General features: G+C 71.0%; 14 protein-coding genes. 9 read left to right on the top strand and 5 right to left on the bottom strand.

Translation table 11 applies throughout. The annotated features are described in order from the left end of the window. The first annotated feature begins 74 nt into the window (after positions 1-74). Genes AB4030_RS09850 through AB4030_RS09835 form a run of 4 tightly spaced genes read left to right on the top strand, consistent with a single transcriptional unit; the run spans position 75 to position 2,116 of the window. Positions 75-743: a GNAT family N-acetyltransferase gene (locus tag AB4030_RS09850; protein WP_442279033.1), complete on the top strand. Its 669-nt coding sequence runs from the start codon at positions 75-77 to the stop codon at positions 741-743. After that, positions 740-1,444, top strand: a complete 705-nt coding sequence (locus AB4030_RS09845) for an AzlC family ABC transporter permease (RefSeq protein WP_442279032.1) — start codon at positions 740-742, stop codon at positions 1,442-1,444. Before AB4030_RS09850 ends, AB4030_RS09845 begins: the two co-directional genes overlap by 4 nt. Then, a complete protein-coding gene (locus AB4030_RS09840; RefSeq protein ID WP_442279031.1) occupies positions 1,441-1,755 on the top strand; it encodes an AzlD domain-containing protein in 315 nt (104 codons plus the stop codon). The genes AB4030_RS09845 and AB4030_RS09840 overlap by 4 nt, the downstream gene beginning before the upstream one ends. Before the next feature lie 4 nt (positions 1,756-1,759). Further along, a complete protein-coding gene (locus AB4030_RS09835; protein WP_442279030.1) occupies positions 1,760-2,116 on the top strand; it encodes an MmcQ/YjbR family DNA-binding protein in 357 nt (118 codons plus the stop codon). Between the two features lie 28 nt (positions 2,117-2,144). Here AB4030_RS09835 and trhO read toward each other — a convergent pair whose 3' ends face one another. Further along, positions 2,145-3,008: an oxygen-dependent tRNA uridine(34) hydroxylase TrhO gene (gene trhO, locus AB4030_RS09830; protein WP_442279029.1), complete on the bottom strand. Its 864-nt coding sequence runs from the start codon at positions 3,006-3,008 to the stop codon at positions 2,145-2,147. Between the two features lie 28 nt (positions 3,009-3,036). Continuing rightward, on the bottom strand, positions 3,037-3,825 hold the full coding sequence (gene dapB, locus AB4030_RS09825) for a 4-hydroxy-tetrahydrodipicolinate reductase (RefSeq protein ID WP_442279028.1): 789 nt from the start codon (positions 3,823-3,825) through the stop codon (positions 3,037-3,039). 140 nt (positions 3,826-3,965) lie between these two features. Between dapB and AB4030_RS09820 the strand changes: the two genes are divergently transcribed. The 4 genes from AB4030_RS09820 to AB4030_RS09805 all read left to right on the top strand — a co-directional run bounded on the left by AB4030_RS09820 (position 3,966) and on the right by AB4030_RS09805 (position 8,842). Beyond that, positions 3,966-5,576 carry an FG-GAP-like repeat-containing protein gene (locus AB4030_RS09820; protein WP_442279115.1) on the top strand — a complete coding sequence of 537 codons (1,611 nt, stop codon included), beginning with the start codon at positions 3,966-3,968 and terminating at the stop codon, positions 5,574-5,576. Positions 5,577-5,878: 302 nt separating this feature from the next. Further along, complete coding sequence (locus tag AB4030_RS09815; protein WP_442279027.1) at positions 5,879-6,490, top strand: polysaccharide deacetylase family protein; 612 nt, start codon at positions 5,879-5,881, stop codon at positions 6,488-6,490. Next, positions 6,487-7,758, top strand: coding sequence for a YncE family protein (locus tag AB4030_RS09810; RefSeq protein WP_442279026.1), 1,272 nt, complete (start codon positions 6,487-6,489; stop codon positions 7,756-7,758). The genes AB4030_RS09815 and AB4030_RS09810 overlap by 4 nt, the downstream gene beginning before the upstream one ends. A 43-nt stretch (positions 7,759-7,801) precedes the next feature. After that, positions 7,802-8,842, top strand: coding sequence for a cytochrome c oxidase assembly protein (locus tag AB4030_RS09805; protein WP_442279025.1), 1,041 nt, complete (start codon positions 7,802-7,804; stop codon positions 8,840-8,842). A 70-nt stretch (positions 8,843-8,912) separates the two neighbouring features. Here AB4030_RS09805 and AB4030_RS09800 read toward each other — a convergent pair whose 3' ends face one another. Both AB4030_RS09800 and rpsO read right to left on the bottom strand, forming a co-directional pair. Continuing rightward, complete coding sequence (locus AB4030_RS09800) at positions 8,913-11,165, bottom strand: polyribonucleotide nucleotidyltransferase (RefSeq protein ID WP_442279024.1); 2,253 nt, start codon at positions 11,163-11,165, stop codon at positions 8,913-8,915. 168 nt (positions 11,166-11,333) lie between these two features. Beyond that, positions 11,334-11,603: a 30S ribosomal protein S15 gene (gene rpsO, locus AB4030_RS09795; RefSeq protein ID WP_030146552.1), complete on the bottom strand. Its 270-nt coding sequence runs from the start codon at positions 11,601-11,603 to the stop codon at positions 11,334-11,336. A gap of 242 nt (positions 11,604-11,845) precedes the next feature. Here rpsO and AB4030_RS09790 point away from each other — a divergent pair, with 242 nt between their 5' ends. Next, a complete protein-coding gene (locus tag AB4030_RS09790) occupies positions 11,846-12,004 on the top strand; it encodes a DUF6131 family protein (RefSeq protein WP_442279023.1) in 159 nt (52 codons plus the stop codon). A gap of 82 nt (positions 12,005-12,086) precedes the next feature. Here AB4030_RS09790 and lpdA read toward each other — a convergent pair whose 3' ends face one another. Then, on the bottom strand, positions 12,087-13,484 hold the full coding sequence (lpdA, locus tag AB4030_RS09785) for a dihydrolipoyl dehydrogenase (RefSeq protein WP_442279022.1): 1,398 nt from the start codon (positions 13,482-13,484) through the stop codon (positions 12,087-12,089). Positions 13,485-13,655: the final 171 nt, after the last annotated feature.

Genomic DNA, 13,655 nt, shown 5'->3' with positions numbered 1-13,655 from the left:
GGGACGGGGGGCGTCCAAAGCCGGGGTGGGCCGGGGCGGACAACGGGCCCGTCCTCGCCTGAGAGGATGCCGGTGTGGCACACGAGCACGCGAATGGACATCAGCACGACCACGGGCACGACCACGGGCACGAGCGCGGGCCCGTCGCCGACGCGTCGGTCCGGGTCGCCCGCGTCTCGGACGCCCCCGCCGTGGGGCTGGTGCAGGCCGTCGTCTTCCGGGAGGCGTATGCCGCCACGCTCGCACCCGAGGTCCTCGCGACGTTCGAGCCGCGGGCCTTCGGGAACGCCTGGCGCGCGACGCTCGAGGGCGCGCAGTCCGGCGACGGCGTGCTGCTCGTCGCCTGCGCGGGCGAGCAGGTCGTCGGGTTCGCGGCGGTCGGCGCCTCCAACGACGCCGACGCCGATCCCGGCACGGCCGAGCTTCTCGTGCTCGGGGTGCACCCCGAAGCGCGGCGCCAGGGGCACGGCTCACGGTTGCTGCACGCGGTCGTCGACACGACGCGCGCCCGTGGCCGGGCCGAGCTCGCCGCGTGGGTGCTGGCGAGCGACGACTCCACGCGCGGCTTCCTCACCGCCGCCGGCATGGTGGCCGACGGCGCGCACCGCGAGCGAGTGGTGGCGCAGGACGGTGGCACCACCGGTGAGATCCGCCTGTCGGCGGCCGTCGTCGACGCCGAGGACGGCGAGGATGGCGGGGATGGCGGGGACGGCGTAGACGGCGAGGACCTGGAGCGGGCGTGACCGCGGCGGCAGACTTCGGCACCGCTGACCCGGGGGCACGGCGCACCGTCGTGCGCCAGGCGCTGTCGGTGGGCATCGCGACCGGCGCCTACGGCATCAGCTTCGGGGCGCTCGCGGTCGCTGCCGGGCTGGACACGTGGCAGGCGATGGCGCTGTCGCTGCTGATGTTCACCGGCGGCTCGCAGTTCGCCTTCGTCGGCATCATCGCCAACGGGCTGCACGCTGCGCCGGCGGCGATCGCGGCGTCCTCGATGCTCGGCATCCGCAACGGCCTCTACGCCCTGGAGCTGACGCACCTGCTCGGGGCGCGCGGGCCACGCCGGGTTGCCGCGGCCCATCTGACCATCGACGAGTCCACCGCCGTGGCCGTGGCCCAGGACGATGCGCGCATCTCCCGCCTCGGCTTCTGGGTCACCGGCCTGACGGTATTCGCTCTGTGGAACCTCACCACCCTCGCCGGGGCCCTCATCGGCAACCTCATCGGGGACCCGCGCACCTACGGTCTCGATGCCGCGGCGTGCGCTGCGTTCACCGCCCTGCTGTGGCCGCGACTGCGCAACCGGGACGCGGTCGCCATCGCCGTCGTGGGCGCCGTGGTGGCGGTCGTGCTGTCACCGACGATGCCGCCCGGCATTCCCGTCGTCGCGGCGGCGGCCGCCTCGCTCCTGGCCTGGCGGACGCCGCGGAGGGAGGCGCCGTGAGCCTGTGGACCTCCCTGCTGCTCGCCGCCGGCATCGCCTTCGCGCTCAAGCTCGCCGGCCACCTCGTGCCTGCTCACCTGCTCGACGCCCCGCGCGTGCGGCGCATCACGGGCGCGCTGCCCATCGCGCTGCTGGCCGCACTGGTCGCCACCCAGGCGTTCACCGGGGCGGGCGGCGTCCTCGTGCTCGATGCCCGCGCCGTCGCCGTGGCGGTCGCGGTGGTGGCGCTCCTGCTTCGTGCGCCGTTCATCGTCGTCGTCGCGTTGGGCGCCGCCACCGCAGCCGTGCTGCGGGCCCTGGGCTGGGCCTGAGCCGATGGCCGACGCCGACGACGTCCGTCGCCTGGCCCTGACGCTGCCCGGGGTCGAGGAGATGGCCAGCAACGGCTTCGACTTCCGGGTCGGCAACAAGGGCTTCGTGTGGTCCTGGCCCGAGCGGCGCCCGGGGCAGCGACGGGTCATCCGCACCGACATCGCGGTGCTCTACGTCGGCGACGAGGCCGAGAAGCAGGCCCTCGTGCTCGGGGAGCCGGAGCGCTTCTTCACGACGCCCGCCTACGACGGCGCCCCGCTCGTCATGCTCCGTCTCGAGCAGGTCGACACCGACCGGCTCGCCGAGCTCGTCACGGACGCCTGGCGGATGCGCGCCCCGGCCGAGCTGCTCGACGACTGAGCGCTCCGACCCCTGCCGACGCTCACGCTCACGCGTGGGCGTCGCACACCGGCTGGAGCGGCCGCCCCGGCAGGTCCTCGCGGTTGTGCAGGCGACTCGTCGGCGCGCCGCAGACGTGGCAGGCGGCACGGTGGACGGCATCGTCGCCGAAGCCCACGGTCATCCGCTCGTCGAAGACGTAGAGGTGACCCTCCCAGAGCCCACGGTCTCCCCGCTCCTCGCCGTAGCGCACGATGCCGCCGTCGAGCTGGTAGACCTCGTCGAAGCCACGTGAGCGCATGAGGCGCGTCAGCACCTCGCACCGGATGCCGCCCGTGCAGTAGGTGACGACCGGACGGCCCTTGAGCTCGTCCCAGCGACCCGCGTCCAGCTCGCGGACGAAGTCGCTCGTGCGCCGGATGTCCGGCACGACTGCGCCCCGGAAACGCCCGACCTGTGCCTCGACGGCGTTGCGTCCGTCGAAGAGCACCACCTCGTCACCGCGCTGGGCGACGAGCGCGTCGAGCTCCTCGGGGCGCAGCCGGGTGCCGCCACCGACGACGCCCTGCGCGTCCACGACGACCTCGTCGGGGACCCCGAACGACACGAGCTCCTCACGGACCTTGACGACCAGCCGCGGGAAGTCCAGGCTGCGGCCTCGGTCGTCCAGCCGGGTCCCGTCACTCCACTTCACGTCGATGTCATGGAACGGCGCATACTCCCGCGTCTTGCGGACGTAGGTCTTGAGGACCGTCACGTCGCCGCCGACCGTGGCGTTGATCCCGTGTGGGGACAGCAGGATCCGGCCGCGCAGGCCCAGGCCCTCGCAGAGGTCGCGCTGCCACAGGCGCAAAGCCTCGGGGTCGGCGAGCGGACGGAACGCATAGAAGAGGACGACCTTCGGGATGGCCACGGCAGACTCGACTGGTGCTCGAACCGGCTCAGGCCAGTCCGAGGTAGTGCTCGAGCCCGACGGTCAGGCCGGGGTGGTCTCCCACGGCGCGCACCGCGGCGATGACGCCCGGCATGAAGCTGACCCGGTCGAACGAGTCGTGTCGCAGCGTCAGCAGCTCCCCCGCGTTGCCGAGCAGCACCTCCTGGTGGGCCGTGAGCCCCCGCAACCTCACGGAGTGCACGGGTATGCCGTCCACCCGGGCGCCGCGGGCGCCGTCGGGGTCGTGCGTCGTCGCGTCCGGCGGAGGTGTGCAGCCGGCCGCGGTCCGGGCCTGCCCGATCATCGCCGCGGTGCGCGCGGCCGTGCCGGAGGGGGCGTCCACCTTGTCCGGGTGGTGCAGCTCGATGACCTCCACCGACTCGAAGAAGGGTGCGGCCTTGGCAGCGAACGACATCATGAGCAGCGCCCCGATGGCGAAGTTCGGCGCGATGAGGACTCCGACCCCGGCGCCGGTCGCAGCGGGAGGTGCGTCGGCGAGCTGTGCGCGGAGGGTCTCGAGCCGCGCGTCGTTCCACCCGGTGGTGCCGACGACGACGTGGACGCCCCGCTCGACGCAGTGGGCGACGTTGGCCGGGGAGGCGCCGGGGACGGTCAGCTCGACGGCGACCTCCGCCCCACCGAGGTCGCCGAGGTCGTCCCCGGAACCGTAGGCGCCGACGAGGGACAGGCCAGGAGCGCTCTCGACGGCTCGCACCGCCTCGGACCCCATCCGGCCGTTCGCTCCGATGACGGCGACCTTGGTGTCGCGGGACGGCTGGGGTGTCGAGTCGCTCACCCGGCCAGCCTAACGAGCCGACTCGGCCCCGGAGGTGGGGCACCCGGCCTGGCACACGGCATACGGACTCGCGCGTCACACTCCCCCACGGGGAGTGAGGAGTCCGACGCACACTGGAAGGGACCGAGGAAGTGATCCGCATGTTCGTGCGCCTGCCCACCGTCGGCATCCCGGGCCGGCTTCGCTGTCTGGCCCTGGTCCCCCTGATGGCCGTCGGGCTGACGCTGGGGCTCTGGGTGGCACCGGGCGCACAGGCCGCGGTCCTCTTCGGCAACGACGTGTCGTGGCCGCAGTGCCCGACCGCGGTCGGCGGATACGGCGCGCCGATGCCGCCGGAGACGACGCAGTTCGTCGTCGTCGGCCTGACGAAGGGCCTGCCCTTCACCGAGAACCCGTGCCTCGCCAGCCAGGCCACGTGGTTCCGTGACCGGTCCAAGGCCGCCCAGGCCTACACGATGGCCGGCTTCCCCACCTCCGCCCAGCTGACGGCCTACGGCTCGAGCGGCCCCTGGCGCCCGACCACGCGCGCGGCCCAGCTCTCCAACGTCGGCTACGCCGAGGCGAGGTATGCCGTCGGCTCCCTCGCGAAGGTCGGCTGGCGTCCGCCGGTGGTGTGGGTCGACGTCGAGCCGCGACCCGCCCAGCCGTGGCCCTCGACCGCGGCTGCCCAGCGCCTCGATAACCGGTACGTCATCGAAGGCCTCATGCGCGGCCTGCGGGAGGCCGGCTACGCCTACGGCGTCTACTCCTACGCGGCGGGCTGGCAGGCGGTCACGGGCGACTGGTGGCTCCCCGGCGTGCCGGTCTGGGCTACTGCGGGCAGCCTCGACTACCCGACCGAGGCGCTCGACCGATGCACCCAGGCAAGTTTCTCCGGCGGAACGGTGTACCTGTCCCAGTGGTGGGACGCGACGCGCGACTACGACCGCACGTGCGGCACCTACGCCTTCACGTCCTTGCCGATGCCGTCGTCCTCGCTCTCCAACAGCACGGCCGACTTCAACGGGGACTGGCGCAATGACGTGCTCGCCCGCTGGAGCTCGGGTTCGCTGCGGCTCTATGCCGGCGACGGTCGAGGCTCCCTCGCGCTCAGCGTGGAGATCGGGAGGGGCTGGGGCGCCTTCAACTTCATCGACACCGCCGGCGACCTCAACGGTGACGGCGCCCTCGACGTCGTCGCCCGCGTCACCTCCACCGGGGACCTGCTGCTCTACAAGGGCAACGGCACGGGAGGGTGGAACCTGCCGCCTGCCCTGGTGGGTCGTGGGTGGAACATCTTCAACGCCGTGGTGGGTCCCGGTGACTTCACCGGGGACCAGCGAGCCGACCTCCTCGCGCGTCGCGCGAGCGACGGCAACCTCTACCTCTACGCCGGGACCGGCACCGGCGGGTGGCGCACCCCTGTGGTCGTCGGCCGCGGGTGGAACGTCATGAGCGCGATCGTCGGACCCGGCGACCTCACCGGCGACGGTCGCGCCGACCTCCTCGCCAGGGAGAGCTCGACGGGCTACCTGTGGCTCTGCCCTGGGAACGGTTCCGGCGGCTTCTTACCCCGGGTCCGGGTCGGATCGGGCTGGAACGTCATGACGGCGATCGTCGGCGCCGGTGACCTCACCGGCGACCGGGCTGCCGACCTCCTGGGGCGCGACGGTTCCGGCCAGCTGTGGCTCTACCCGGGGAACGGTTCCGGCGGCTGGGGTCCTCGGTCCCTGGTCAGCACCGGTTGGAACATCGCGACGGCGATCCTGTGACCCGCGAACGCGGGGGCCGCACGGCGTGGTCCCAGCCGACCTTCAGCGCGTTGGGCCATGATGCCCTGGTGTCTGAAGAGTCTCATGTTGTCGGTCGCCGCGCGCTGATCGGCGGCGGTCTGGCCTCCGCGGTCGGCCTCGGCCTCGCTGCCTGTTCGACGAACGGTTCCGAGGTCGGTGGACCGGCGCCCTCCTCGTCCGCGACCGCGGGGAGCCCTGCAGCCCCCGCCCCGTCCTCGGTTCCCAAGCCCGGGACGTCGGCACCGACCAGCTCGCCGGCGCACGCGCCGTCGGTTCCCGCTGTGCTGCGCACGCCGGGCGACGACATCCGGCAGGGCAGCTCGTCGGTCCCGGCCGTGGCGCTGACCTTCCACGGTGCGGGCGACCCGGCGCTGACGCATCGCGCGCTCCAGATCCTCAGCGATCACGGTGCCCACGTGACGGTCTTCGCCGTGGGCACGTGGCTCTCGGATCACCCGGAGCTCGGTCGCGCCATCGTGGCTGCAGGCCATGACCTCGGCAACCACACCTGGTCGCACCAGACCCTCCCCCGGCTGTCGGCGGCAGCGGCCACGGCCGAGATCGAGAAGGGCGCGAAGGCCGTCGCCGCGATCGACGGGTCCTCCCCCTACCTGTTCCGTCCCTCGGGCACGCCCACCTCGACGCCCACGATCAGGGCGGCCGCCCGTGCCAGCGGCTACGCGCGCTGCATCTCCTTCGACGTCGACCCTGCGGACTACCAGGACCCGGGTTCCGCCGCCGTCGCGGCGCGAACGCTCGACGCCGTGCGCGCCGGATCCATCGTCAGCCTGCACCTGGGGCACCCCGGGACGATCGAGGCCCTGCCGACCATCCTCGCCGGGCTTGCCTCACGCGGCCTCCATGCCGTCACCATGACGAGGCTGGCCGCATGACCGGGGCACGAGCGGGCCGCTCCCGCTTTCTCGTGGTGGGCGCTGCCGCCCTGCTCTCCGTCGCGGCCAGCGGGTGCACGAGCCCGCAGACGGGCGCGGAGGCCCAGACCTCGGTCATCCGGACGTCCAGTCCCGTCACGCCCACCACCACCCCGACGAGTGGGGCCCAGCAGCGGTCCGCCACGACGACGGAGGCGCCCGAGGGGCCCTACGCGCACGCAGGCGCCAACGCGCTCACCGGCGCGGCGCTGCACGCCAAACGGCTGGTCTACGTGCCGAACCAGGTCGCGGGAACGCTCGAGGTGATCGATCCCGACACGCGGCGCGTCATCAAGCACGTCCGGGTCCCGAGCTCGCCCGAGCACGTCGTGCCCACGTGGGACATGACCCGCCTCTGGGTCAACTCCGACAAGGGCGATGCCCTCACCCCCATCGACCCGGCCACCGGGGAGGTCGGCCGGCCGGTCGCGGTCCGCGACCCCTACAACCTCTACTTCACCCCCGACGGCAAGTACGCCCTCGTCATGGCCTCACGGTTCCGGGCCATCGACGTGCGCGACGCGCACACGATGAAGCTCGTGCGGTCGCTGGCCGTGCCGACCTGCGCGGGCGTCAACCACGCCGACTTCACCGCCGACCTCAAGACGTTCGTCGCCAGCTGCGAGTTCAGCGGCCGTCTCGTCGTCGTCGACGCGGCGGCCACGCACGTGGAGAAGGTCATCGACCTCAACCAGGTGAAGACGCCGGGCGCGACGCCCCCCAACAGCCCCATGGGTGGTCCGCGAAACGAGCTCGCCAAGGGCGCCACGGCGATGCCGCAGGACGTGCGGCTGACGCCGGACGGCCGATGGTTCATGGTGGCCGACATGCTGCGCAACGGCGTGTGGTTCATCAACTCGGCCACCTTCACCTACGACCACTTCGTGCAGACCGGCATGGGCGCCCACGGCATCTACCCCTCCCGGGATGCGCGCCGCCTCTTCGTCTCCAACCGCGACGAGGGATCGATCACCGTCTTCGACGCCGCGACCGACCGACCCGCGACGACGTGGAAGCTGCCGGGCCACGCCACTCCCGACATGGGCGGGGTCACCGCCGACGGCTCACAGCTGTGGCTGAGCGGACGCTACAGCGCGGAGGTCTACGTCATCGACACGCGCGACGGCCACCTCATCGCGCGGATCCCCACCGACGCGGGCCCCCACGGGCTGCTGGTCTGGCCGCAACCCGGCCGTTTCTCGCTCGGCCACACGGGGAACACGCGATGACGGCGGCCGCGCTCCCACCACAGGTCGGGCGGCGCCACCAGCGGTGAGCACCTTCACCCCGAGCGACCTGCTCACGGCGTGGACCGCCGACCCCGAGGGTCTGGCGCTGTGCCTGCTCGCGGTGGTGCCCTACGCCCTGCTCGTGCGACGCGCCGCCAGGGCCGGTTCGCGACCGGCGGCGGGGCGCATCGTCCTCTACGCCGTCCTCGGCGTCGGCACCCTCGCGTACGCCACCTGCGGTGCGCCGGCGGTGTTCCGGGCGGACGTCTTCTGGCTCGGTGCCCTCCGGGTCGGGGTGCTGGCGACGGTGACGCCGATCGGCCTCGCCCTCGGCGACCCCGTCGGCGTGCTCCAGCGCCTGCACCCTGACGGGGACCACGTCCTGCTGCGGGTCCTCCACGGGCGGGTCGCCCGGGTGCTCACCTTCCCGGCGGTGAGCACCCTGCTCGCGACCGGCACGCTGCTCCTCGTCTTCGTGACGCCGGTGTTCGTCCGCTCCGTCACCTCGCCGGCCGCCGGCGTCGTGCTCGACCTCGTCCTCCTCGGCACGGGGCTGATCTTCGTCGTGCCCCTGCTCGCCGACGACCTGCTGCCCGCTTGGGCCACGCCACCGGTCCGCACCTTCCTCGCCTTCGTGGACGGCCTGCTGGACGCCGTGCCCGGCATCGTGGTGATGACCGCCACGACGCTGCTCTCCCCCGGCTACCCCGGCTTCTCCAGTGGTGTCAGCGGCCCGGACCCGCTGCTCGACCAGCGACTGGGCGGCGGCGCCCTGCTCGCCGTGGCCGAGTCGGTGGGGCTGCCGGTCATCGCCGCCGTCTTCCTCGAGTGGGTGCGAAGCGACGAGCGGGACGCTCGCGCCTCCGACCTCCTCGAGGACGAGAATGCCCGGGCAGCGACGGTCCAGCCGCACCACGAGACCTCCCCAACCGGCGGGGTCGGCGGGGTCGGCGCGGCCACGCCGGCGTCCCCGGACACGGGCGGCTCCGGCCTGTGGTGGGAGCAGGACGCGCGGCTGGCCGGGCGCTACCGCCGGTCCACCTCGGGGACGGGCTCCGGGGTGGACGACGACGCGACCCCGTGACGCCCGCTGGACACGCGAACGGCCCGCCACCCCCTTTGGGGTGACGGGCCGATCGTGACCGGAAGGTCGCTCAGGCGTCAGCGGACTCCGTGGACGGAGCCTCCGCCGCAGAGTCGCCGCTGTCACCCTCGGGGAGGACCGCCGCGAGGCTGAGCTTGCCGCGGGGGTCGATCTCCTTGAGCTCGACCTGGATCTTCTGGCCGATCTTGACGACGTCGTCGACGTTGTCGATCCGCTTGCCACCGACGAGCTTGCGCACCTCGGAGATGTGCAGCAGACCGTCCTTGCCGGGCAGCAGCGAGACGAAGGCGCCGAAGGTCGTCGTCTTGACGACCGTGCCCAGGAAGCGCTCCCCGACCTCGGGCATCGTCGGGTTGGCGATGGCGTTGACCGCCGCGCGAGCCGCCTCGGCCGAGGGGCCGTCGACCGCACCGATGAACACCGTGCCGTCGTCCTCGATCGAGATGTCGGCGCCCGTGTCGTCCTGGATCTGGTTGATCATCTTGCCCTTCGGGCCGATGACCTCACCGATCTTGTCGACGGGGACCTTCACCGTGATGATGCGCGGGGCGTACGGGCTCATCTCGTCGGGCACGTCGATGGCCTCGGCCATGACGTCGAGGATGTGCAGACGCGCGTCGCGGGCCTGGGTCAGCGCGCCGGCGAGGACCGAGGCGGGAATGCCGTCGAGCTTCGTGTCGAGCTGGATGGCCGTGACGAACTCCTTGGTACCGGCGACCTTGAAGTCCATGTCGCCGAAGGCGTCCTCGGCACCGAGGATGTCGGTCAGGGCGGCGTACCGCGTCTCACCGTCGACCGTGTCGGACACGAGGCCCATCGCGATGCCTGCGACCGGGGCGCGCAGCGGCACACCGGCGTTGAGCAGCGAGAGGGTCGAGGCACAGACCGAACCCATCGACGTCGAGCCGTTGGAGCTGAGCGCCTCGGACACCTGACGGATCGCGTACGGGAACTCCTCGCGCGTCGGCAGGACCGGCATGAGGGCCCGCTCGGCGAGCGCGCCGTGACCGATCTCGCGGCGCTTCGGCGACCCGACGCGGCCGGTCTCACCGGTGCTGTAGGGCGGGAAGTTGTAGTTGTGCATGTAGCGCTTGCGCGTGACGGGGCTCAGCGTGTCGAGCTGCTGCTCCATCTTGAGCATGTTGAGCGTCGTGACACCCATGATCTGGGTCTCGCCACGCTCGAAGATCGCCGAGCCGTGCACGCGCGGGAGCACCTCGACCTCGGCGCCCAGGGCGCGGATGTCGGCGAGGCCACGGCCGTCGATGCGGACCTTGTCGCGCAGGATGCGCTCGCGGATGAGCTTCTTCTGCACGGAGCGGAAGGCTGCGGAGATCTCCTTCTCGCGCCCGGCGAACTGCTCGGCCAGCTGCGCCTTGACGGCGTCCTTGACCTCGTCGAGCCGGCTCTCGCGCTCGGACTTGCCGGCGATGGTCAGTGCGGCGGCGGTGTCACCGGCCGCGGCCGCCTCGACAGCGGCATACACGTCGTCCTGGTAATCCAGGAAGATCGGGAAGTCCTGCACCGGCTTCGCAGCCTTGGCGGCGAGCTCGGCCTGGGCCTCGCACAGCACCTTGATGAACTTCTTGGAGGCCTCGAGGCCCTCGGCGACGACCTCTTCGGTCGGGGCCTGCTTGCCCTCGGTCTTGACGAGGTCCCACGTCGACTCGGTCGACTCGGCCTCGACCATCATGATCGCGACGTCGTCGCTGCCGTCGGTGTGCTTGACGACGCGACCGGCGACGACCATGTCGAACACCGAGCGCTCGGCGTCGGAGAAGTTGGGGAACGCGACCCACTGGCCGTCGATGAGCGCGACACGCACGCCACCGACGGGGCCGGAGAACGGCAGACCGGAGATCTGGGTCGAGGCCGACGCGGCGTTGATCGCGAGCACGTCGTACTGGTGGTCGGGGTTCAGGGAGAACACCGAGATGACGACCTGGACCTCGTTGCGCAGACCCTTCTTGAAGGTCGGGCGCAGCGGCCGGTCGATGAGGCGGCAGGTGAGCACGGCCTCGGTCGAGGGACGACCCTCACGACGGAAGAAGCTCCCGGGGATCTTGCCGATGGCATACATGCGCTCTTCGACGTCGACCGTCAGCGGGAAGAAGTCGAACTGGTCCTTGGGCTGCTTGCCGGCGGACGTGGTGGACAACAGCATCGTGTCGTCGTCGAGGTACGCCGCGACGGCGCCGCCGGCCTGCTTGGCCAGGCGTCCCGTCTCGAAGCGGACGGTGCGGGTGCCGAAGGAGCCGTTGTCGATGACGGCTTCGGCGAAGGTGATGTCTGGACCCTCCATGTGGGCCCTCGCTTTCTTTTTTCTCATGTGCCACGCACATCGTCGTTGTGTGCGGGGTTCCTTCTTCGGGCCGGCTGGCCCTGGTGCGGTACCGACGGACGTCGGACGCCTGCACCTACGACGAAAGGCGGTCTCCGCAGGACGCGGTGACCGCCTTTCGTCACGAACTCATCGACGCAGGCCGAGTCGCTTGATCAGCGAACGGTAGCGCTCGATGTCGGTCGCCTCGAGGTAGCGCAGCATGCGCTTGCGGCGGCCGACCAGCAGGAGGAGACCACGACGGCTGTGGTGGTCGTGCTTGTGGGCCCGAGAGTGCTCGGTCAGGTCCTTGATGCGCTGCGTCAGCATCGCGATCTGGACCTCGGGAGAGCCGGTGTCGCCCTCGACCGTGGCGTACTCGGTCATGATCTGCTTCTTCACGTCAGCGTCCAAAGGCATGGATGAACCGACTCCTTCTCATTCTCGTTGCGCGGTGCTCCAGGGCATGTCCACCTGGGCGCTATCGATCCGCGGCCGGTCAACGGCGTCTCCAAGGGTAACAGCGCGCCACGCGCGGCCCCTAATCGACCCGACCGGGGTGCGTGACCGTTTCGTGACCATTGCGACGTTCGGGGACGGCCCCAGCGTGGGTATGAGATGCGTTGCTCGGGGAAACCATCTTGAAGGAGCTAAGCGACACCATGATCGTTCTCGGACTCATCTTGCTGATCATCGGACTTCTGGTGAAGTCCCTCAGCATCCTTGTGACCATCGGCGCCATCATCCTGGTCGTTGGCATCGTGCTCTTCGTGCTCGGCGCGACGGGTCGTGCCATCGGCGGCCGGAAGCACTGGTACTGATCGGTCGCAGCAACCGGCAAGTGCAGGACGCCCCCGCGGGATCCGCGGGGGCGTCCTGCTGTGTCGGCTCGGGAGCCGGTGCTCAGAAGTTGATCATGTGTCCGGCGATGCCGTGGACGGCTTCCTTGACCGCCTCGCCGAGCGTCGGGTGCGCGAAGACGGTGCGCGACACCTCGTCGGCGGTGAGGTCCCAGGTCTGGGCGAGGTTGAGGACCGGGAGCAGCTCCGTGACGTCCGGACCGATCAGCGCAGCGCCGAGGATCTCGTTGTGCTCGGCATCGGCGATGACCTTGACGAAGCCCACGGGCTCGCCGAGCCCCATCGCCTTGCCGTTGGCCGAGAAGGGGAAGGTCGCCGTCTTGACATCGTGACCGGCCTCGCGGGCCTGCGCCTCGGACAGGCCCATCGAGCCGATCTGGGGCTGGCAGTAGGTCGCCCGCGGGATGAAGCGGAAGTCGATGGCCATCGTCTCGACTCCGGCGATCGTCTCGGCCGCGACGATGCCCATCGCCTCGGCGACGTGGGCGAGCATGAGCTTGGCGGTGACGTCACCGATCGCGTAGACGTTCGGCACGTTGGTGCGGCCGAACTCGTCGATGGCGATCGCGCCACGCTCGGTTAGCTCGACACGGGTCGACTCGAGGCCGAAGCCCTCGGTGCGCGGCGCGAAGCCGATCGCCGAGAGGAGGCGGTCGGCCTCGAGGACCTGCTGGTCGCCGCCGGCTGCGGGGCTCACCGTGACACGCACGCCCGAGCCGGTGTCCTCGACGGACTCGACCTTCGTGCCGAGCATGACCTTGACGCCGAGCTTCTTGTAGTGCTTGAGCAGCTCCTTGGACACGTCGGCGTCCTCGGTGGGCACCATCCGGTCGAGGAACTCGACGATCGTCACGTCGACACCGAAGTTCTTCATGACGTAGGCGAACTCGACGCCGATGGCGCCGGAGCCGGCGATGATGATCGATCCGGGCAGCTCCGGGTCGAGGATCTGCTCCTCATAGGTGACGACGTTCTTGCTGACCTCGACGCCCGGGATCATGCGGGTGACCGAGCCGGTCGCGAGGATGAGGTTGTCGAAGGTGATCGAGCGCTTCTCACCGGAGTTGAGAGCGACGTCCATCGACGACGCCGAGGTCAGCGTGCCCCAGCCGTCGATCTCCTCGATCTTGTTCTTCTTCATGAGGAAGTGGACGCCCCTGACGATGCCCTCGGACACCTTGCGGCTGCGGGCATGCGTCGGGCCGAAGGACATCGTCGCGTCACCCTCGATGCCGTACTTCGCCTTCTCGTGCGTCAGGGTGTGCGCGAGCTCGGCGTTCTTCAGCAGTGCCTTGCTCGGGATGCAGCCGACGTTGAGGCAGACGCCGCCCCAGTACTGCTTCTCCACGACGGCGACCTTCTTGCCGAGCTGCGACGCGCGGATCGCCGCGACGTAGCCACCAGGACCGGCACCGAGCACAACGACATCGAAATCAGCCATGTCGACACCCTATCCGTGCGCTCGAGACGTCCGGACCGCACCCGTCCGCACATCACGATCTGCACAGACCTCGGCAACTTGCTGTGTCGCAGACCACCTGGGAGGCCGCCGCAAGAGTAAGTTTCCGCGACGCACGGCCGAACTCTTCCGGCCCGACCAACGGAGGTCACC

The organism is Terrabacter sp. 2YAF2 (assembly GCF_052114705.1).
In the GTDB taxonomy this organism is placed as follows: domain Bacteria; phylum Actinomycetota; class Actinomycetes; order Actinomycetales; family Dermatophilaceae; genus Terrabacter.
The sequence above is the reverse complement of the archived record's forward strand: the minus strand, read 5'-3'. Positions and strand labels throughout refer to the sequence as shown.